Raw genomic sequence first — 20,531 nt, forward strand, 5'->3', positions numbered from 1 at the left:
TGATAAATATTACTTATTGATAATCACTGCGTAACGGTGACCTGGCCTTGCCCTTCAAAACCTTGGTTATCCTGCCAGTGCACTGCGATCACGTCGCCCACCTTGGCCTGTTTGAGGTAAAAAGTAAAGTAAGGATTACGTGATATGCCGGTGCCGGTTTGCGCAGCTACGATCAGCTGGCCATTCAGCAGCACTTGCATCAGTTGCATGAAGTGCGCTGGCATTAAAACACCCTCATCATTTTTACTACGCCCTGTACGCATAGGGTGCACAATGATTATCTTGAGCTCTACCGTGCCATCTTCAAGTGGGCGCGCGCGCATTTTCATGCTGCTGGCAAAAGGTTCTTCGCGCTCACTGCCGGCGCAACCATCTTCGAGCACGATGACTAAACGCCGTTGCTGCTGAAATTGCCCGCCAGTTTGCTGGATCAGGGCGATCAGATCGCCTGACTGCGCCAGCTTGATGCGCGTCACCACTTTGGGCAGCACCTGCTTGCCCAGCTCAAAACTGGCGATCAGCGGTGTCGGGTTGGCGTCTGCCAGCAAGCGCAAGGTACTGACGCTACCGGCGGGCTGGGCAGTGGCGATCTCCACCTGCACCACCGAGCCATTCTCGGCTTTTTGCGGGGCTTCGATGTGAATATTCTGCGACACCGGCACTGCCTGTGCCTGCAATGCCGTCATGACTTCTGCGGTGTGTCTGGCTTCAAACGCCTGCACGAACCAGGCAGCGGCCTGCACCTTCTGTACCACCAGGCACAAGGGCAGCGTCGCCAATGCCAGCCAGCCTTTTAACACCGTTCTTCTTTGCATCAGACGCTACCCACCCTATCAATTTTTGTCATCGTCTTTTTCCAGTGCCTGTTGCAGCCTGAGCGCCTTTAACCGCGCTTCTACCTTGGATTGCAGATAAAAATCACCATCCTTGGCTTTGCTGGCAATGTCGAACTGGTCTATCGCGCGTGGCAAATCATATTTGCGCACATATGACTCGCCCAGCGCCTGGTGACGCAATATCTGCTTGTTTTGCCCCTGATAAGCAGCGGCCAGCCAGTCATACAGTTTTGGGTCATCAGGAAACATGGACAACTGTTTCTGGATAAAGGTCACTGCCTGCGCCCACTGATTACTGCGGATCAGCAATTCAGCTTCACCTTGTGCCAGCATCCTGTGTTGCGGATACTTTTGCAAGCCTTGTACAAACTGCTTTTCAGCCTCGGCAACTTGCCCCAGTTTGGCCAGGGTCAGGGCTTTTAATGTCACCAGATAAGGGTTGACCATGCCATGCTGTTCCAGCCATTGCACTTGCTGCTCAGCATTTTTGGCCTGGTTTGCACGCAGATAGGCATAGGCCAGACCATAGTGCTCGGACAGCTCATTCTGAAAACGACCTTCTTCCAGGTTGTTTTTAAACTCTTCCACCATTTGCGTGGGGCTGCTCTCAAACGCACGTATCTTTGCCCGCATCAGTGAAAAAGCCGGATTTTCGCTGACTTGTTTATACGGCAGATTCTGCACGCGGTTACCCATATCGGCGATCCGCTCGCTGGTCATAGGGTGGGTACGCAGATAGCTGGGCATATTGCCATCAGAAAAACGCGTGGCGCGTTGCAGGGTATTGAAAAAGGCCGGCATGGCGCGCACATCAAAACCGGCATCCTGCAGGATGGTCAGCCCGACCCGGTCGGCTTCACGCTCATGCTCGCGCGTATAGTCGATCTGGCGCTGGATACCCGCAGCAGACGCGGCCGTCATGGCACCCATGCCAGCCTGCGGATTGGAACGCATCACCAGTAAGGCCAGCGCCGTTGCCGCAATATTCTTGAACATATCGTATTTTTGTGACGCCAGCATGCGCGCCAGGTGATGCTGGGTGACATGGCCTATCTCATGCCCCAAAACGCTGGCCAACTCTGATTCACTATTCGATGAAGTAAACAAGCCGGTATGCACACCGATCACGCCACCCGGCATGGCAAACGCGTTGATGCTTCTTTCCTGCAGCACAAAAAAATAGAATTTCTGCTGCTTGTCCGGGCTACTGGCACCCAGGCGCTTGCCCAATGCCTGCAAATAGTCAGTGACTTCCGCATCATCAAACACATCCTCACTGCTAGCCACCTGTTTGAGGATCTGGTTCGCAATCTTTTCTTCATCGCGCGCCGACAAAACGGTTTGCGATGCATCACCCAGCTCAGGCAGCTGGTTGGAAGAGTCAGCTGGCAAATGCAGATCCAGGTCAGGCTCGTAAGGCTTGCCGGAGAACTGGCCAACCGCACTTTCTGCCAGTATGGGGAATCCTGATGGCATCAGCAAAGCGAATGCCACCAGCCAGCGTCCATACGCCAGGTGTGGATGCTGCTGCTTCAATTTGAATGGATTAAAAGCCATATGCCTGCGACTGAAAAAAGCGCCCTTAAACGACATTATTGCTGGCCCAATATAAACCGCTGAGCCAAACTTGTTATGATAACGACTTCATCGCTTGAGTTCATCATTTTTCACCATGTCCGAATTAACCCACTTCAACGCCCAGGGCCATGCGCATATGGTCGATATCGGCGACAAAGCGCACAGCAGACGCGTGGCGATCGCCGAAGGCCGCATCCGCATGCAGGCCGCTACCTTGCAGACGATTTTGCAAGGCAATGCCAAAAAAGGCGATGTGCTGGGGATCGCGCGTATCGCCGCCATCCAGGCCAGCAAAAAGACCAGTGAGCTGATCCCGCTATGCCACCCGCTTAGCTTAAGTCGTGTGGAGGTGAATTTTGTCGCCGACGAGGCTGAGCATAGTGTTGTTTGCCGGGTGCAATGTGAAACGACGGGTCAGACCGGGGTGGAGATGGAAGCTTTGACCGCGGTGCAGGTCGGCTTGTTGACGATATACGATATGTGCAAGGCGATCGATCGCGGCATGACTATGGATGGTATCCGGCTGCTGGAGAAGCGTGGCGGGAAGAGTGGGGATTGGGTAGCGGATTAGGCGCATGGCAATTTTAGGTTTGGAATAGGTGCGGCTGTTGGCGCTCGTTGCAATGCGTTCTATCTAATTTGAAGTTGTAATTAGATATTTGTTTGGAAGATTCAACCATTCTTTTTCGCCACTCGGCGAGTTCTTTTCTTTGTTTGCCACAAATCCCTGAGCGAGTGATGTGCTTGATGTGAAGTTCTAATTGGTATTCCTTTGGATAGATTTTCGTTCTATTTCGGCATTTTCTTTCGCCTCTAGGCGAGTTACTTTTCTTTGCTTGCCCAAAGAATAAGTAACCAAAAGAAAGGGCACCCTAGCTTCCGCTTGTTTCCTGCGTTGCTCATCAGCGTGGGCGTCCAACGAAACTCGCCCTGACAAGCCACACACACCGTGGCTTGTTGCGGAACTCGAACAGACGCTGGCCGACCCCTCCCACGCTGACTGCGCTACTCGGCGCGTCAGATAGGGGCCCGTGAAAACCACACGCTCTTAGTTAAATGAGACCCGCCGCATTTATTCCCGCACAACCAGCGAAATGAAACAAAGCAAAACAAACCAAAAGAATTGGTTTGTTGAATTTAGTCTTGGAAGTTAAAAAGGGCACTAAGCGCCCTGAATGCAAAACCGTCAAACCAACGTTTCAACGTGGTGGTTTTAAACGGGCCCCTATCTGACGCGCCGAGTAGCGGAGTCAAAATAAGGAGGAAGGGAGCGACTGTCTGAGCTCCGCAACAAGCCACGAAGTGTGTGGCTTGTCAGGGCGAGTTTCGCGACCGCTTATTTTGATGAGCAACGCAGGAAGAAAGCGGAAGCTAGGGTGCATTTCTTTTGGTTACGTTTTCTTTGGGCAAGCAAAGAAAAGTAACTCGCCGAGGGGCGAAAAAGAATGATGAAATAGAACGCTGAACCATCCAAAGAAATAGCAATTACAGATGTACCGCAAGCACATCACCCGCTCTGCGAGTTCCACCGCTTGTGGCAAGCAAAGAAAAGTAACTCGCCTAGAGGCGAAATAAAATGCTGAAACAGACCACTGAACCAGCCAAAGAATTACCGATTAGTACCTCACGGTAACCTGAACCACGCTGCGCCGGTTCTTCTGCCTTACGCCAGCGACGGAAAGTAACCCCAAGCTAAGGGCATGCCACAATGCCCGCTTGACCATGCCGCCGATTACGCGTAAATTCCGCAACCTTATGCACAAGCACTTTTCTCAACCTTCTGTTGTGACAATGACCCGAAAGGCATTGTGGCTGGTCGCCACATCCTGTCGCGGTTGCTGCTTGTCTTAAACTTTTGCAACCGCGGGCTCTCCGCGGTTGATCTTGCATTGCCTTCCCGTAGAGCCCATGAAATTCAGGGCTGATATGAAACACGCTACACACCCTTATTACGGCGCCATGCTGGTGCTGTTGTCGTCTATTTTTGCTTCTTCAAAAGCCATTATGGCCAAGCTCGCCTATGTTTACCACATAGATACCGCCAGCCTGATCGCCTTGCGTATGGCATTTGCGCTGCCGTTCTTTATTGGTTTGGGCTGGTGGGCCATGCGCCAGAAGTCACCGCTGACGATGACAGCCAGGGATTGGGTTTTTCTACTGATCCTGGCGACGGCAGGCGGCTATGGTTCTATGTGGCTCAATTTTGAAGGGCTGCATTATGTTTCGGCGGGGCTGGAGAGAGTGATCCTGTTTCTTTACCCGACATTGGTGGTAGTGATGAGTGCGGTGTTTTTAAAGCACCATATCACCAGGCGCGAATGGCTAGCCATGGGCACCAGTTATGCCGGGGTCATTCTGGTGGTCTGGCACGATGTTGAGTTTGCGGCGCTGAATTCCAGCGATACTTTGTATGGTGCGTGGCTGGTATTGTTAAGTGCGATCATTTTTGCCGCTTATCTGCTGGGTAGCGGGCAGTTGATCCCCAAGCTGGGTGCCACCAGGTTCACCGCGATCGTCATGAGTCTGACGACGCTGGCGAGTGCCTGCCATTTTGGCGCTGATGCTTCTTTTGTCACGCTCACCGCTTTGCCGCAACCAGTTTATGTGCTGGCGTTTTTAATGGCGGTGATCGCTACGGTTCTGCCTACCATGCTGATGAATCTGGGTATCCATCAACTGGGTAGCCGCAAGGCATCGCTGATCAGCGCGATAGGGCCGGTCTCTACCATAGTGCTGGCCTATGTGTTTCTCGATGAGCAATTATCGTGGGTGCAGGGCGTAGGCACTGTGCTGGTGATGACAGGTGTGATCGCGGTCAGTCTGGATACTTCGCCGCCAGCCAGAGCGACAGACCCCGAGGTCTGAACGCAGGCGGCTATGCGTGTCATGTGATGCGTTGCCAGTCAAAAAATGGGCCGGGGTCTGTTTTGCGCCCTGGCGCGATCTGTGAATGGCCAACGATATGCCTGATAGTGTAGCGTCTTTTTAACGCATCTATCAGCGCCTGCAGGCGCAGGTACTGCGCGTTATCGAAAGCGCAGTCGTCGCTGCCTTCCAGCTCTATGCCGATCGAGAAGTCATTACAGCGCTCTCTGCCCTGCCAGCTGGAAACGCCGGCGTGCCAGGCGCGCTGGAGGCAGCTGGCGAATTGTATCAATTGGCCGTCACGGCGGATCAGGAAATGCGACGATACCTTTAAGTGGGCGATCGTTGCATAGTAGGGGTGCTCAGTGGCATCCAGCGTGTTGGTGAATAGCTGGATGATGCCAGCACCACCAAACTGGTTGGGCGGCAGGCTGATGTTATGCACCACTATCATGTCTATGACTTTATCCACCGGGCCGCTACCCGCCGGGCGGCTATCGGTATTGGGGGATAATATGAACTGGCAGGGGCTGGCCATGCCTAGGTCATCAATTTCAACAGGGGTGGAAAGCGCTGGCGACATGCCAACATTGTAGGTGAATTCTCGCGAATTGCGTTATGATTCCGCCCGCAACCACAAGTTTGTCATTCCATGCCGCTTTGGCGGAGGCCGCATGGAAAACTGATTGCCGCCAGACAGGAACGAGTCATGGTTTTCTTGCAGTTATTCTTAATGTTGGTGGTGATACTGATCGCTGCGGAAGTGTTTACCAATGCGCTGGAACACCTGGGTGAGCGTCTGGGAATCTCAGAAGGCGTGACTGGTTCTATTTTTGCCGCAGTGGGCACGGCCCTGCCCGAGACACTGGTGCCATTACTGGCTATTTTCTCCTACACCTCTGCCAGCGGCGACAGCCATGCCGGTCACGATATCGGTGTGGGCGCCATCCTGGGCGCACCGTTGATGCTGGCCACACTTTCCATCAGCCTGATGGCCTTGTCAGTGTGGAAACGCCGTGGCAGCAGCGGGCATATCCGTCCCGAGCGTACCGGGCTGGTACGCGACCTCAATTTCTTTATCCTGGCCTTTATATTCGCCACTATTGCCATGTTTGTGCCACACACCGAAGCCCTGGTGCGTTATGGCATCAGCATACTGATGGTGCTGATCTATTTCTTCTATGTGCTGATGACCATCAAGGCCTCGCGCGGACTGGTAGAGGAAGGGCATGCTACCGAGGCTGAAGATGTCATGATGCTGGCCAAAATCGGCCTGCCGACCAATATCTTCACCATTGCGCTGCAGTTGGTGATCGGGCTAGGTTTGCTGATCTTTGGTGCCAAAGGCTTTATCAATGAGGTTGAAACAGCGGCAGCCATACTGGGGGTCTCTGCCCTGTTGCTATCGTTGCTGATCATCCCTATCGCTACCGAACTGCCAGAAAAAGTGAACAGTATCCTGTGGATACGTAAAGGCAAGGATACGCTGGCGTTTGGCAATATCACTGGCGCCATGGTGTTTCAGGGCACCTTGTTGCCGGCGATAGGCATCATGCTGACAGACTGGGCGCCAAGAACAGAAGTGGCGCTGGGGATTTTGATCACCCTGCTGGCGGCGATATGGTTACGTTACCGCGTGGCCAAGGGTGGTTTGCTGGTCTGGCACCTGCTGGTCAATGGCCTGTTGTATATTTTATATCTGGCTATCGTACTCAGTTAGAACCAGGGTTTGCCGCAAGAGGGTAGCAAGGCGCGGCTAGCGTTCTATCCTCTCATGCCTGACTAAGATTCCTCTAAAACCTTATTCCTCTTCGCCGTCGGTATCTTCTACATCCTGTTCTTTGGACAGGCCCAGTTTGGATAAACGGTAGCGCAAAGTGCGGAAGCTGATGCCCAGCAGTTTGGCAGCGGCGGTTTTGTTGTTATTGGTTTTCTCCAGCGCCTGCAAGATGGTGCGCTTCTCGATATCTTCCAGATAGTCCGACAGGCTGACATCCATAGGGAGCATGGTATTGCCGGCTGCGGAAGGGCTGGCCGCATATTCTAGCGGCAAGGCCACCTCGGCATGTGACGCAGCATGCACCGGTGCAGCCACGCGTTCTTCGATGGCGGGGGTGTCCCATGGCATGGCCGGCCTGTCGCTGATGGGCGCTGCCGGCATATCTTCCAGTGATAGATCCCCCACCGCGATGGTCAGGCCATCACACAATGCCAGCGCGCGTTCCAGCATGTTTTCCAGTTCGCGTACATTGCCGTGAAACTGTAATTGCTGAATATAGACTTTGGCTTCGGGCGCAATGCCGGGTTTGCTGATGCTCTGGTTCAGGCACAGTTTGCCCAGCAGGCGCTCGGTCAGTTCAGGGATATCTTCCGGCCGTTCGCGCAGCGATGGCATTTTGAGTTGGATCACATTCAGGCGGTAGTATAGATCCTGCCTGAACTCGCCTTTTTCCATCATGGCGTTCAGGTTCTTGTGGGTGGCCGAGATAATGCGCACGTCTACCGTTTCTTCCACGGTGCTGCCTACCACTCTTACTTTCTTTTCCTGGATAGCGCGCAATAATTTCACTTGCATGGCCAGCGGAAGATCCGCCACTTCATCCAGGAATAAAGTGCCGCCATTGGCGGCCTGGAACAGACCTTGCGTATCCTGGATCGCGCCGGTGAAGGCGCCTTTTTTATAACCGAAAAATTCGCTTTCCATCAGGTTTTCCGGGATGGCCCCGCAGTTAACGGCGATAAAAGCCTGGTCTTTGCGCGAGCTGTTCTGGTGTATCAGCCTGGCAGCCAGTTCTTTACCGCTGCCTGATTCGCCGCTGATATACACCGGCGCCTGGCTGCGTGCCAGTTTGGCGATCATGGTGCGCACATAGCTCATGGCCGGAGAGGCGCCTATCAGGTCTACGGTATTCGCTCCCTGCGATTCTTTCTGCAATGAAAGTTTGAGTGCGGATTCCACCAGCGGGCGCAATTGTTTCAGCGAGATCGGTTTGGTGATGTAATCAAACGCCCCGGCTTTTAACGCCGACACTGCATTTTCTGCACTGCCATAGGCGGTGATGACGGCGACCGGCAAGCCAGGGAACTGGGCATTGATATGTTGCACCAGTTCCAGCCCCAGTCCGTCCGGCAAACGCATATCGGTCAGGCACAGGTCATAGCTGAAAGAGTGCAGCATATGTTTGGCGTCAGTGATATTGCTGGCGCTCTCGGCCTGTATACCCATGCGCTCCAGCGTCAGGACGACCAGTTCACGGATATCGGTCTCGTCGTCGACCACCAGACATCGATAGGAGTTTGCCATTAAACGATTACCTTCTTAATTGTCAGTGAAAATTGTGTGCCGCTTGCCGTGCTCGAATAATCCAGTTTTGCGCCATTGGCTTCGGCCAGCTCGCGCGCAATAAACAAACCCAGGCCGGTGCCGGTTTTTTCCGTGGTCATAAAAGGCTCAAACAAGTGCGGCTGAATCTTGGGGTCTATGCCATTGCCATCATCCTTGATCGTCACATGGATGAACTGGCCACTTTTGTCGCCGCTCACTTTCAGTTGCAGACTGCGTGATTGTTGCTTGCTGTGCCGCCAGCCATTCTTACATAGATTCCAGAGTATCTGGTTGATATGCCGGCGGTCAAACACGATAGTGGCGTGTTTTTCCGGGATGCTGAGCGTGAAGTTGTGCGGGTCTATCTTTTCTACCGCGCAAAATTGCTGGTAGAACTCCTGCATAAAGGTTTTGATATTGAATTGTTCCTGGTTGGTGCGGTCACGGCGGTTGAGCTCGAGTACGTCCTTGATGATCTGGTCCAGCCGCTGCACATTGTCTGAAATGATCTGCAGCATGCGCTCGGTGCCCGGCTCTATGGAGTCTTCCTGCAATAACTGCGTGGCATGGCTGATCGCGCTCAAAGGGTTGCGGATCTCATGTGCGATATTGGCGGTCAGCCTGCCCAGGGCGGCGAGTTTCACCTGGTGGGCCTGGGTCTGTATCTGTGACCAGTCTTCAATGAAGATCACCACGCCATTATCCATGTTTTCTGAAATGGCATGAAAGCGTATGCCCAGATCACGGTTGTTAATGGTAAGTTTGGTGGCGTCCTGCGGTGCCAGTTTGTTGGCGGGCGCGGTTTGCAGGAGCTGGGTGATGGCTGGCGTCAGCAAACTCAGCGCCGCCTGTGAGCGCACGGCTTCCAGGCACTGGCTGTCTTCCAGCCCCAGTAATTTGCACGCCTGGAAATTGTAATGTTTCAAGCGCTGATGCTGGTCTATCACCAGCACGCCATTTGGCATTTCTTGCGTGATCAGCGCATTGGTCCTCGCCAGCTGTTCTATATCCTGGCCACGCTCGCTGGCCAGTTTCTCACTGCTTTGCATACGCGTGGTCAGGGTTTGCGCCAGCCAGGCGGTGGCAAAGCAGCTGATAGACAGTAATACCGCACTACTGTAATCACTGTAGTTATCGCCTAGCAGGTTGTGTTTCATCACCTGGTGGGTGTTTTCCAGCAAGATGCCTATGGTGGCGATCGCCGCGTAAAACATGGCAAAACGGCCGTCACTGATCAGGCCGGCAAAGATGATATTAATGATCAGCAACAAGCCGATACCGCTTTGGCTGCTTTGCAGAAAATGCATCATGACCACGATGACAGCGATATCCAGGCTGGTTTGCAGTTTGAGCGCGATGCCACTTTTGAATTGCAGGTGCCTGAAACTGAGGCTGACTGTCAGCGCATAAAAGAAAAACACTACCAGTGCCCAGAATACATAAGCCGGCTCTGCAAACGTGTGCCTGAAGTACGGCCATAACTGGCTGCCCAACAGCATGCCGGAAGCGCAAAGGCGATAAAGGCTGTATAGCCGCAGATGTTGCAGGTCAGGTGTTTTTTCAGGCACGGTGGCAGGCAGGGCAGAGGCCATCACACAGGCTCCCGGTCAGCAGGGGTCACAGGCCAGCGATGCGGCTGCGTGCCATGCTGCGAGTCATGTAGTTGAGTGCATTCTTGTTTGGGTGTCATCAGGTAAACCATCGTTGTGCAGCCATCAAGCCTTATTCTATCAGTAATAAAATTAAAACTGATATACTCCGAGCAACAGGGAGATAAACGATACCTGTTTCTTTGACTGCCAATAACAAACATATCTGCAGCGGAGTGACAGTGATCGTCGAGTTGAAAACTTTGATTATCTCGGGGATTAGGAACTGTAGTGGCGAGTGCGCAAGAAATATCAGATTTTTTATGTCATATTGAAAAGCGGGCATTCAGGCAAACCGCCTATGCCGTGCGTGATGACCATGCAGCGCTGGATATCGTGCAGGACGCGATGCTGAAACTGGCAGACAAATACGCCAATAAACCGATAGCGGAATACCCCATGCTGTTTCAGCGTATCTTGCAGAATACCACGCGCGATTTCTGGCGCAGGCAAAAGGTACGTAATTTATGGACCTCTTTATTTTCATCTTTTGGTCCGCAGGATGATGAAGAATTCGACCTGCTGGAAACCATAGATGTAGAAGGGCCCGAAACTGACCCCTCTGAACAGTTGCAGCGCTCGCAAACCATGAACTTGATTGAAAAAGCGCTAGAAAAGTTACCAGCACGTCAACGAGAAGCATTCGTATTGCGTTATTGGGAAGAATTGGATGTAGCCGAAACTGCGGCCGCGATGGGTTGTTCGGAGGGAAGTGTCAAAACACATTGCTCACGCGCGGTCGGTGCTTTGTCGTTGACATTAGGCCAGGCCGGTCTCGGCGTCCAGAAGTTGCAAAAAAGAGGAGTAAAGCCATGAGTAAACAACGTCATCCGGAAGACGACTTGCCACTCCCTTTGCGCGAATGTGTGGAGTTACTGAAAAATGATGTCCAGCCATTATCCGCAGAGGTTGAAACCCGTTTAACTGAAGCCAGGCAGGCTGCCTTAAGGCGCTTTGCCGAGACTAAACGAACGTCACCAGCAGTGGGTGACATTTTGTCGTGGGCGTCATTCGGCCATCCACGCATGATGGGCGCAGCCGCGTTGTCTGTGTGCCTGGTGGTCGGTGTGTTGATGGTCTCTGCGCAGCATAGTGATGATGCCATGCTGTTGAGTGCAGACTTGCCGGTAGAGGCGTTCGTCGATAACGGCTTTGAGCCCTGGCATTATTCAGAGCATATCTGACTTTCAGTGTATGTGTATCAAATCAATGGTGTGTATTAAATCAATGGAACAATGAGAAGTGATGCGAAATCATTCGTTGGTATTAGGCTGGGTGGTATTGTCTTTATGTGTAGCGGGCAGTCTGCATGCCGCGCAGGCAGGGTCGACAGATGTTCATCCTGGCACTTCAATGCTGGCAATGGCGGATATCGGTGCGATCAAGAATGACCTGTCACCCGATGACCCAGCTGCCAATGTGACCTGGGCGCAATTGACCGAGCAGCAGCGTATGGTGCTGGCGCCATTAAAATCCGAGTGGGATACCCTGCGTCCCTGGCAGCGTGAAAAGATGCTGGATATCGCCCACCAATACCCGAAAATGGACGCGCAGAAACAGCAGCGTGTGCAAAAGCAGCTGGTCAAGTGGAGCCGCATGACGCCTTACGAGCGTGAAAATGCGCGTAAACGCTATCAGCAGTTCCAGAGTCTGACGCCGGAGAAGAAAGAGGCGCTGCGCAAACAGTGGAAAGAGCATCAGCGTAAAGCGGCGACCAGCGAGGGCTATGACCCGGAGTTCGACGGCGCCGAGCCTTAGAACGATTTAGCCACCAGGCAGGCTGGCTCTCAGGCTGGCCTAAAGCCATCTGGCGCATGATGTTTCTGGCTGGGCCCAGCCGTTGCCAGTTTTAAAAGCCCAGATATGGCCTTAAGTAGGTCAATACGATAGGCAGCCCGATCGCACTGATCACCCCGTTCAGTCCCATGGCCATGCTGGCATAGATGCCGGCTTCTTCATTGACGCTGAACGCGCGCGTGATCCCCAGGCCGTGTGCACCGACACCGATAGCGGTACCGCGTATCCACCATTGCTGCACTTTGCTCGCGTTGAGGATATAAGGCGCCAGGATAGCGCCCAGCATGCCGGTGATCACAGTGAACACGGCAGTCAGGGTGGGCGATACACTCAGCCGTTCGGCTATGCCCATGGCGATAGGGGCAGTCACTGATTTGGCATACATGCTGCCGACAATATTGTCAGAAGCCCCCATCAGTTTGCTGATGGCGACGGCGCTGACTATCGATACCGTGCTACCCGCAGTCAGCGCCACCCAGATATGGAAGATCTTGCCCTGCATGCGCTTGAAACCGTAGTAGATAGGCACCGCCAGAGCCACAGTGGCCGTCCCCAGCAGAAAGTGCACGAACTGCGCGCCTTCAAAGTATTTCTCATACGGCATATCCAGCGTATCAATGATCAAACAGGTCAGTATCACCGCAATCGCCACCGGGTTGACCAGCGGATGCCGTTTGGCGCGCACATACAGCAAATAGCCCAGCTGGTAGGTCGCCAGGGTGATGATCAGCGCAAATAGCGGGTCACCCGACAGGTAGACCCAGATCTCAGAGATAGGGATGCGGTTATTCATGGCGCTGCTCCCTGCTGATGCCCTTGTTACGCTTGAGCGAAAAATACCAGAACACTTTCAGCACGATGGCCGTCACCGCAATGGTCAGCACCACGCTGACCAGCAAGGCAGTGCCTACCGCCAGGGCATGCGTCTGTAACTCGGGCAGGAACAGCAGCACGCCGACCGAAGCCGGCACGAACAGTAATCCCAGATGCTGGCGGAAAGCATCTGCCACGTTGGCCAGGTCGTTATCTACCTGGCCTTTCAGGCATAAAAATGCCAGTAATAACAGCAAGCCCAGCACCGGCCCCGGAATACCGGGCAGAAAGAATTTGCTGAGCAGCTCGCCCAGGCCCTGCCACAAAAAGAGTTGAACCAAACCTGATATCATGCAATCCCCTTACATAGCCGGCCGCTCAACGGCAGCCGATTTGTTGCCATGCTGATTTATACCAATAGAATGCCGCGATGTTAATGTCATTTTCCCGATTCGACCATATTTTTTTAAACCGTGTTTTTTTGCCGCTGTCGTTGCTCGCTAGCGCGCCCGTCTTCGCCGAGACTGAAGAAGACGGCCGTTACTGGCTCAGCGTGTACGCCCAGGGCAAGCTTCCGGCAGACAATTTTTACTGGAGCATGGATACGCACCCGCGCTGGCGCGAGGAAGGGCGCGACTTTGACCAGCTTATCCTGCGCCCGGCGGTGTTTTACAAATTCAACCCCAAATCCAGCGTCTGGCTGGGTTACGACACGGTGATCACTCACCCTGCCGGGCAATCCAGCTTTCGGGAGAACCGCTTATGGGAACAGTTTCAGTACCAGTTCGACGAAGTGGCGTCTATCACCCTGACCAGCCGCACGCGCTTTGAACAGCGCCGCCGTGAAGATTTTCAGGATGTAGGGCACCGCATGCGGCAAATGGTCAGGGCCACCACGCCGAGTACGCTGCACCCGCAATTGCAATGGCTGGTGTATGACGAGTTGTTCATCAACTTTAACCAGACCGAGTGGGGCGTGCGCCGTGGCATAGACCAGAACCGCCTGTTCCTGGGTATCAACTGGAAATTCAACGACTTTTCCAATGTCGATGCCGGCTATCTCAACCAGTACATCAACACGCGCACGGTAGACCGCGAGAACCATGTCCTGATGACGACTTTCCGCTTCAATTTCTAGCAGCAGAGCTTGAAACCCGCTGTGTTAAAATAGCGCTTTTATTTTCAAGTTGATACGCATGACGCAACTGTCAGTCTCCACCACCGAGCAATGGCTACGTGCAGCCCTGGCCAAACGCATCCTGATCCTGGATGGCGCGATGGGGACCATGATCCAGCAATACAAGCTGACCGAGGCTGATTACCGTGGCGAGCGTTTCAAGGATTTTCAGGGTCCGCCCGGTGAGCGCGAGCTGTTTGTCAAAGGCAATAACGAGCTGCTGACACTGACCCAGCCGCAGGTGATACAGGAGATACACGAGAAATACCTGGCTGCGGGTGCCGACATCGTCGAAACCAATACTTTCGGCGCCACCAGCGTCGCGCAGGACGATTACCATATGGCGCACCTGGTGTATGAGATGAACGTAGAGGCGGCCAAGCTGGCCAAGGCCGCCTGCGTCAAATACAGCACAACGGACAAGCCGCGCTTTGTTGCCGGTGCCCTAGGCCCTACGCCAAAGACCGCTTCTATTTCTCCCGATGTGAATGACCCGGCCGCCCGTAACGTCAGTTTTGACCAGCTGGTGAACTCTTACCACGAGCAGATACGCGGGCTGGTCGATGGTGGCGCCGATATCCTGATGGTGGAAACCATTTTTGATACTCTTAACTGTAAAGCCGCCTTGTTTGCGATAGAGACTTTCTTTGAAGAGCAGGGCAAGACCTGGCCTATCATGATCTCAGGCACCGTGACCGATGCCTCCGGCCGTATCCTTTCCGGTCAGACCGTGACTGCGTTCTGGCATTCTGTGCGGCATGTGAAACCACTGACGGTAGGCCTGAACTGTGCACTGGGTGCGACGCTGATGCGCCCTTACGCCGAAGAGCTCAGCAAGGTGGCAGATACTTTTGTGTGCATCTACCCTAACGCTGGCTTGCCTAACCCGATGTCAGATACCGGCTTTGACGAAACGCCGGATGTGACCTCCAGCCTGGTCAAGGAGTTTGCCGACAGCGGCTTTATCAATATCGCCGGTGGCTGCTGCGGTACCACGCCTGACCATATCAACGCCATCTATCAGGCGATCAAAAGTCTGCCGCCGCGCCAGGTGCCTGCATTGCCAGTCACCACCAAACTGTCCGGGCTGGAGCCTTTTATCATCGATGAGAACTCGCTGTATGTGAATGTAGGCGAGCGTACCAACGTCACCGGTTCCAAAGCGTTTGCGCGCATGATCATCAACGAGCAATACGAAGAAGCGCTCAGTGTCGCCCGCCAGCAGGTAGAAAACGGCGCGCAGGTCATCGATATCAATATGGATGAAGGCATGCTGGATGCGGTCAAGGCGATGACGCATTTCCTCAATCTGGTCGCTTCCGAGCCGGATATCGCGCGCGTGCCTATCATGATAGATTCGTCCAAATGGGCAGTGATAGAGGCCGGCCTAAAGTGTGTGCAGGGCAAAGCCATCGTTAACTCTATCTCCATGAAGGAAGGCGAAACCGAATTCCTGCGCCAGGCCAGACTGTGCCAGCGCTATGGTGCCGCCGTGGTGGTGATGGCGTTTGATGAAACCGGCCAGGCCGATACCTATGCGCGCAAAACCGAGATCTGCAAACGCGCTTATGATCTGCTGGTAGGCCAGGGTTTCCCGCCGGAAGACATTATTTTTGACCCCAACATCTTTGCCGTTGCCACTGGTATCGAAGAACACAACAACTACGCGGTGGACTTTATCGAAGCCACGCGCTGGATCAAGCAGAACCTGCCCTATGCGCGCATTTCCGGGGGCGTCTCCAACGTCAGTTTCAGTTTCCGTGGCAACGAACCCGCGCGCGAAGCGATACATACCGTATTTCTCTACCACGCCATCCAGGCCGGGATGACCATGGGCATAGTCAACGCCGGTATGGTCGGCGTCTATGACGATATCCCCGCTGAATTGCGCGAGCGCGTAGAAGACGTGGTGCTGAACCGTGTGGTAGACCCGGACAATCCGCTGGCGGCGACAGAGCGCATGATAGAAATCGCCGGTACCCTGGTTGCCGGTGGCAAAAAGGTTGAAGCCACACTGGCCTGGCGCGGCACGCCCGAAAGCCCGGTACCTGCGAGCAAACGACTGGAATATGCGCTGGTGCATGGCATCACCGACTTTATCGTGGCCGATACCGAAGAAGTGCGCCAGGAAGTGATGAACAGCGGCGGCCGCCCTATCCATGTGATTGAAGGCCCGCTGATGGATGGCATGAATGTGGTCGGGGACCTGTTCGGCCAGGGCAAGATGTTTTTGCCGCAAGTGGTGAAATCGGCGCGCGTGATGAAATCCGCTGTGGCGCACCTGATCCCGTTTATTGAGGAAGAAAAAGCCGCAGAAGAACGTCGCACCGGTATAGTGGCCAAGCCCAAGGGCAAGGTCGTTATTGCCACGGTGAAAGGCGATGTGCACGATATCGGCAAAAACATCGTCTCGGTGGTGTTGCAATGCAACAACTTCGAAGTGGTGAATATGGGCGTGATGGTGCCCGCCGCCGAGATCCTGGCCATGGCCAAGGCTGAGAATGCCGATATCATAGGCTTGAGTGGCCTGATCACACCGTCGCTCGAAGAAATGGCTTATATCGCCAGGGAAATGCAGCGCGACCCACACTTTGTTGAAAACCAGACCCCCTTACTCATAGGTGGTGCGACCACTTCACGCGCGCATACCGCGGTGAAGATTGCGCCGCATTACGAAGGGCCGGTCATTTATGTGCCGGATGCTTCGCGCTCGGTCAGCGTCATGCAAAACCTGCTGACGCCGGAAACCCGCGGCGCTTACCTGGCCGAGATACAGGCCGATTATGCCAAAGCACGCCACCAGCACGCCAATAAAAAAGGCGTGCCTATGCTGAGCCTGGCCGATGCGCGCGCCAATGCTGCCAAAGTCGATTTTTCCGCAGCGGGCAAGCCGGTAAAACCCAAATTCATTGGTCGGCGGGTGTTCAAGAATATCGACCTGGCGCTGATCGCCCAATATATAGACTGGGGCCCGTTCTTTCAGACCTGGGATCTGGCAGGGCCTTATCCCGCCATCCTCAAAGATGAGGTAGTCGGTGAAGCTGCGAGCAAAGTGTTTGCCGAAGCGCAGACCATGCTGAAACGCATCATTGATGGTCGCTGGTTATCTGCCAATGGCGTGATCGCCTTGTTCCCGGCCAATCAGGTCAATAGTGATGATATAGAGATCTACACCGATGAATCCCGCAGCCAGGTAGCACTGACCTGGTATGGCATGCGCCAGCAGACACAGAAGCCGGTGATAGACGGTGTGGCACGGCCTAACCAGTGCCTGGCCGATTTTATTGCGCCTAAAGGGGTAGATGACTATATAGGCCTGTTTGCCGTCACCGCCGGTCTGGGCATGGAAAAACGCCTGGCTGACTACGAAAAGAACCACGATGACTACAACGCCATCATGTTCAAGTCACTGGCTGACCGTCTGGCGGAAGCATTTGCCGAGTATATGCACGAGCGTGTGCGTAAAGACTTGTGGGGCTATGTCGCAAGCGAGCAGCTGGATAGTGAAGCCCTCATCAAGGAAAAATACCAGGGCATACGCCCGGCGCCGGGCTACCCTGCCTGCCCGGATCATACGGTGAAAGCCGATATGTTCAGGCTGTTGCAGGCCGAAGAGATAGACATGCAATTGACGGATAGCTACGCCATGTTGCCGGCAGCGGCGGTCAGTGGTTTCTACCTGGCGCATCCTGAATCCAGGTATTTCAGTGTGGACAAGATCGCTGATGATCAGGTGGAAGACATGGCCAAGCGGCGGCAGGTGGAGAAGGCATGGCTGGAGAGATGGTTGGCGCCTAACCTGGGTTGATGCTAACTGCCAGAATGAAAAGCGTGCTGAGAAGCACGCTTTTTTGCTATTGGAAGTTTGCGTAGGTCGTTCTTAGGCGGGGTGTGGAAAAAAACGGTGCCGCGTTTTAGATTTCCGAGCACGCTGGCGTATGCGCAGATAATCAGCACTTCAACTGCCTGTCATTCCGTCGGAGGACGGAATACAGGCAAGGGTCATGCATGGCTTGGATACAATAGAGAGCAAGTACTGCACTAGCTATGAGAGTTCTAGTAGGTATTTCTTGGGGTGGTTTAGTGCTTTGGTTTAGCATTTTATTTCGCCCCTCGGCGAGTTACTTTTCTTTGTTTGCCCAAAGAAAACGTAACCAAAAGAAATGCACCCTAGCTTCCGCTTGTTTCCTGCGTTGCTCAACTTAGGACTTTCGTCCGTTGCTTTGCCGGACTTAGGCATAAGCGGTCACGAAACTCGCCCTAGCGGCCTGCACAAGACGCAGGCCACCGCGGAGCTCAGACAGTCGCTCCCTTCCTCCTTATTTTGACTGCGCTACTCGGCGCGTCAGATAGGGGCCCGTTAAAAACCACTACGCGCTATTAGCAAATTGAGTTCGCCAGATGGCATCACGCTTTGGTGCATTGCTGGGGCTGGAGTAGGGGAAATAAAAAAGTCCGCGACATTCGCGGACTTTATTGTACGTGCGCTCTGATCAGTTAGCGTCTTCGCCCAGAGTCTTGCTCATGGATAAGCCGGTCAGCACGATGTCGCCGCCGCCTTTGTTCTGCGAAGACAGGGTGCTGTAATTGTGTTCCATCCATTTTTTGATACGTTTGGCATCGCCGATACGGGTCAGTTTGCCGACAGAATCCAGCAACACCAGGATCAGCGGTTCTCCGGCAATCGTTGCCTGCATCACCAGACAGCGTCCGGCTTCACTGATGTAACCGGTTTTTGATAAGCCTATCTCCCAGCTGCTGTGGGTGCTTTCCCTGACCAGTGCATTGGTATTGTGGAAATGTAGCGGCTGCCTTCTGTGTACGTTGAGGTCGTAATCAGAGGTGGTGGTGATCTGGCGTATCATCGGGTACTGGTAAGCCGCATGTACCATTCTTGCCAGGTCCATCGCGGTAGAGACGTTGTTGCTGTTGAGGCCGGTAGAGTCTTCAAAGTGGGTGTTCATCATGCCCAGGCTGGCGGCTTTGGCGTTCATGTCCTGGATAAAGCGTTGTTTGCCGCCCGGGTAATGGGTGGCCAAAGCCGAAGCGGCACGGTTTTCTGAAGCGATCAATGCCAGGTTCAGCAGGTCTTCACGTGTCATAGTGGTGCCCACCGGCAGGCGTGAAGAGGTGCCTTTCAGGTAGTCTACGTCCATCTCGGTGATGGAGACTTCGTCATTCAGGTTGAGTTTGGCGTCCAGCACCACCATGGCGGTCATCAGTTTGGTGACAGAGGCGATAGGGGTGGGGGTGTCTAAATTCTTGGAGTAGATGATCTCGTGCGTATTCTGGTTCATCACCAGCGCTTTGGTTGAAGCGATCGCCAGATTGCTGTTGCTCGATTTGCCTACAAATGAATCAAACATCTCTGCATCGGCTGCAGGTTTGGCAAGTTTTCTGGCATGCACCTTGGTTGGGCGCATGGATTTGGTTTTGCTCGGGTTGACGCGATATTCGGACGACACGCGCGCACTGGTTTTTTTATGTTTGCTGGCAGAGACAGTCTGTTTTTTGGCTGGGGATTTTGCGATCGCCTGGCCTGCTGGCGCAAAAGCGATGGAACTCACCAGTAAAACTTTAAGACAATGCTTGAAAAAACTCATAATCCACCTTCCAGAAACCAGTTTTATTATTGCCCAGTTATTATTCAGCGTCAATCACTTATCGCAATTTTTTAGTGTAAAAAATTAAACCTTTACAACAAGTGTTGCTGTAAGTGAATGCGGAATAAGCTTTGGTGTGGCTAATAGACTATGGCACAATTATTATCACCTCATTTTTTGAATTCTATTCATATGTCAACAGGCTTGAAATACCTCTTTTCTAAAGAACACACTTGGGCGGCGCAAGCAGAAGATGGGGTATGGCTGGTCGGTATCAGCGAATATGCGCAAAATATGCTGGGTGATGTGGTGTTTATCGACCCGCCCAAGGTCGGCCAGGCGGTCGAACAGTTTGCAGTTTGCGGCCTGATCGAGTCGGTGAAAACCGGTTCTGATCTGTATGCGCCTCTGGCAGGCACAGTGCTGGCGGTGAATGACGAAGCGCTATCTGCACCAGAAAAAGTGAACGACCACCCCTACGCGACCTGGATATTCAAGCTGGAAGCCAATGCCACTGGCGTTGAAGCATTGCTGGACCAGACGACCTACGAAGCGCAAGTCTGACCCGCAGGTGCCAGCCTGGCTGGTTTGAGAGCAGCGGCTTATTTCAGCTTGCGTATCGTCAGTGTAGGTTCGGCGTAGAGCAGATCGGTGACTGCTACCGCGAATGTGCGCGGTTTTTGCGGTGTGCTATGCAATGACAAACGTTGATGGTGCGCATTCAGGTCGCGGCTGACGAATCCCAAAAATACAAACAGGGTGGAAAGTGCCACGGTTTTAACATTTGTTTGTTGCATGCATGTGTCCTTAAAGTCTTTTTAATTCAATTACATCGCGGCTGTTTTGATGTTTTGCAGCGCGAATCAGGTATAATTTGCCGCTTAGTAA

Annotated in this window: 18 protein-coding genes; 9 read left to right on the forward strand and 9 right to left on the reverse strand. The window is 53.5% G+C overall.

Annotated elements, in window-relative coordinates; translation table 11 throughout:
* Window positions 1-23: 23 nt before the first annotated feature.
* Together soxZ and ACT6RZ_RS00455 are read right to left on the reverse strand one after the other, a co-directional pair.
* Window positions 24-815, reverse strand: coding sequence for a thiosulfate oxidation carrier complex protein SoxZ (gene soxZ, locus ACT6RZ_RS00450; RefSeq protein WP_444700223.1), 792 nt, complete (start codon window positions 813-815; stop codon window positions 24-26).
* Between the two features lie 18 nt (window positions 816-833).
* Window positions 834-2,393, reverse strand: coding sequence for a beta-barrel assembly-enhancing protease (locus tag ACT6RZ_RS00455; protein ID WP_444700224.1), 1,560 nt, complete (start codon window positions 2,391-2,393; stop codon window positions 834-836).
* A 115-nt stretch (window positions 2,394-2,508) separates the two neighbouring features.
* Between ACT6RZ_RS00455 and moaC the strand changes: the two genes are divergently transcribed.
* Entirely contained in the window at window positions 2,509-2,985 is a 477-nt protein-coding gene (moaC, locus tag ACT6RZ_RS00460) for a cyclic pyranopterin monophosphate synthase MoaC (RefSeq protein WP_444700225.1), read from the forward strand.
* 1,355 nt (window positions 2,986-4,340) lie between these two features.
* On the forward strand, window positions 4,341-5,279 hold the full coding sequence (locus ACT6RZ_RS00465; protein ID WP_444700226.1) for a DMT family transporter: 939 nt from the start codon (window positions 4,341-4,343) through the stop codon (window positions 5,277-5,279).
* A 19-nt stretch (window positions 5,280-5,298) separates the two neighbouring features.
* Here the strand turns inward: ACT6RZ_RS00465 and ampD are convergent, their stop codons facing one another.
* Window positions 5,299-5,862, reverse strand: coding sequence for a 1,6-anhydro-N-acetylmuramyl-L-alanine amidase AmpD (gene ampD / locus ACT6RZ_RS00470; protein WP_444700227.1), 564 nt, complete (start codon window positions 5,860-5,862; stop codon window positions 5,299-5,301).
* 126 nt (window positions 5,863-5,988) lie between these two features.
* Between ampD and ACT6RZ_RS00475 the strand changes: the two genes are divergently transcribed.
* Window positions 5,989-6,999 carry a sodium:calcium antiporter gene (locus ACT6RZ_RS00475; protein ID WP_444700228.1) on the forward strand — a complete coding sequence of 337 codons (1,011 nt, stop codon included), beginning with the start codon at window positions 5,989-5,991 and terminating at the stop codon, window positions 6,997-6,999.
* A gap of 81 nt (window positions 7,000-7,080) precedes the next feature.
* Here the strand turns inward: ACT6RZ_RS00475 and ACT6RZ_RS00480 are convergent, their stop codons facing one another.
* On the reverse strand, window positions 7,081-8,583 hold the full coding sequence (locus ACT6RZ_RS00480; RefSeq protein WP_444700229.1) for a sigma-54-dependent transcriptional regulator: 1,503 nt from the start codon (window positions 8,581-8,583) through the stop codon (window positions 7,081-7,083).
* The gene (locus ACT6RZ_RS00485) at window positions 8,583-10,196 is read right to left on the reverse strand and encodes a two-component system sensor histidine kinase NtrB (RefSeq protein WP_444700230.1); all 1,614 of its coding nucleotides are present in this window, start codon (window positions 10,194-10,196) and stop codon (window positions 8,583-8,585) included. The genes ACT6RZ_RS00480 and ACT6RZ_RS00485 overlap by 1 nt, the downstream gene beginning before the upstream one ends.
* Before the next feature lie 288 nt (window positions 10,197-10,484).
* On the opposite strand from ACT6RZ_RS00485, the gene ACT6RZ_RS00490 reads away from it, so the two are divergent.
* The 3 genes from ACT6RZ_RS00490 to ACT6RZ_RS00500 all read left to right on the forward strand — a co-directional run bounded on the left by ACT6RZ_RS00490 (window position 10,485) and on the right by ACT6RZ_RS00500 (window position 12,011).
* Window positions 10,485-11,069: an RNA polymerase sigma factor gene (locus ACT6RZ_RS00490; protein WP_444700231.1), complete on the forward strand. Its 585-nt coding sequence runs from the start codon at window positions 10,485-10,487 to the stop codon at window positions 11,067-11,069.
* Entirely contained in the window at window positions 11,066-11,437 is a 372-nt protein-coding gene (locus ACT6RZ_RS00495; RefSeq protein WP_444700232.1) for a DUF3619 family protein, read from the forward strand. Before ACT6RZ_RS00490 ends, ACT6RZ_RS00495 begins: the two co-directional genes overlap by 4 nt.
* Before the next feature lie 61 nt (window positions 11,438-11,498).
* Entirely contained in the window at window positions 11,499-12,011 is a 513-nt protein-coding gene (locus tag ACT6RZ_RS00500) for a DUF3106 domain-containing protein (protein WP_444700233.1), read from the forward strand.
* A gap of 91 nt (window positions 12,012-12,102) precedes the next feature.
* Here ACT6RZ_RS00500 and ACT6RZ_RS00505 read toward each other — a convergent pair whose 3' ends face one another.
* A complete protein-coding gene (locus ACT6RZ_RS00505; RefSeq protein ID WP_444700234.1) occupies window positions 12,103-12,843 on the reverse strand; it encodes an LrgB family protein in 741 nt (246 codons plus the stop codon).
* A complete protein-coding gene (locus ACT6RZ_RS00510; protein WP_444700235.1) occupies window positions 12,836-13,216 on the reverse strand; it encodes a CidA/LrgA family protein in 381 nt (126 codons plus the stop codon). The genes ACT6RZ_RS00505 and ACT6RZ_RS00510 overlap by 8 nt, the downstream gene beginning before the upstream one ends.
* Window positions 13,217-13,299: 83 nt before the next feature.
* Between ACT6RZ_RS00510 and ACT6RZ_RS00515 the strand changes: the two genes are divergently transcribed.
* A complete protein-coding gene (locus tag ACT6RZ_RS00515) occupies window positions 13,300-14,001 on the forward strand; it encodes a DUF2490 domain-containing protein (RefSeq protein ID WP_444700236.1) in 702 nt (233 codons plus the stop codon).
* Between the two features lie 58 nt (window positions 14,002-14,059).
* Window positions 14,060-17,848 carry a methionine synthase gene (metH, locus tag ACT6RZ_RS00520; protein WP_444700237.1) on the forward strand — a complete coding sequence of 1,263 codons (3,789 nt, stop codon included), beginning with the start codon at window positions 14,060-14,062 and terminating at the stop codon, window positions 17,846-17,848.
* A gap of 685 nt (window positions 17,849-18,533) precedes the next feature.
* Here metH and pbpG read toward each other — a convergent pair.
* Complete coding sequence (gene pbpG, locus ACT6RZ_RS00525; protein ID WP_444700481.1) at window positions 18,534-19,607, reverse strand: D-alanyl-D-alanine endopeptidase; 1,074 nt, start codon at window positions 19,605-19,607, stop codon at window positions 18,534-18,536.
* 240 nt (window positions 19,608-19,847) lie between these two features.
* Here pbpG and ACT6RZ_RS00530 point away from each other — a divergent pair, with 240 nt between their 5' ends.
* Entirely contained in the window at window positions 19,848-20,207 is a 360-nt protein-coding gene (locus tag ACT6RZ_RS00530) for a glycine cleavage system protein H (RefSeq protein ID WP_444700238.1), read from the forward strand.
* 38 nt (window positions 20,208-20,245) lie between these two features.
* Here the strand turns inward: ACT6RZ_RS00530 and ACT6RZ_RS00535 are convergent, their stop codons facing one another.
* Window positions 20,246-20,440 carry a hypothetical protein gene (locus ACT6RZ_RS00535; RefSeq protein ID WP_444700239.1) on the reverse strand — a complete coding sequence of 65 codons (195 nt, stop codon included), beginning with the start codon at window positions 20,438-20,440 and terminating at the stop codon, window positions 20,246-20,248.
* Window positions 20,441-20,531: the final 91 nt, after the last annotated feature.

The sequence above is a fragment of the Methylophilus sp. genome, assembly GCF_052437885.1.
In the GTDB taxonomy this organism is placed as follows: Bacteria; Pseudomonadota; Gammaproteobacteria; order Burkholderiales; family Methylophilaceae; genus Methylophilus.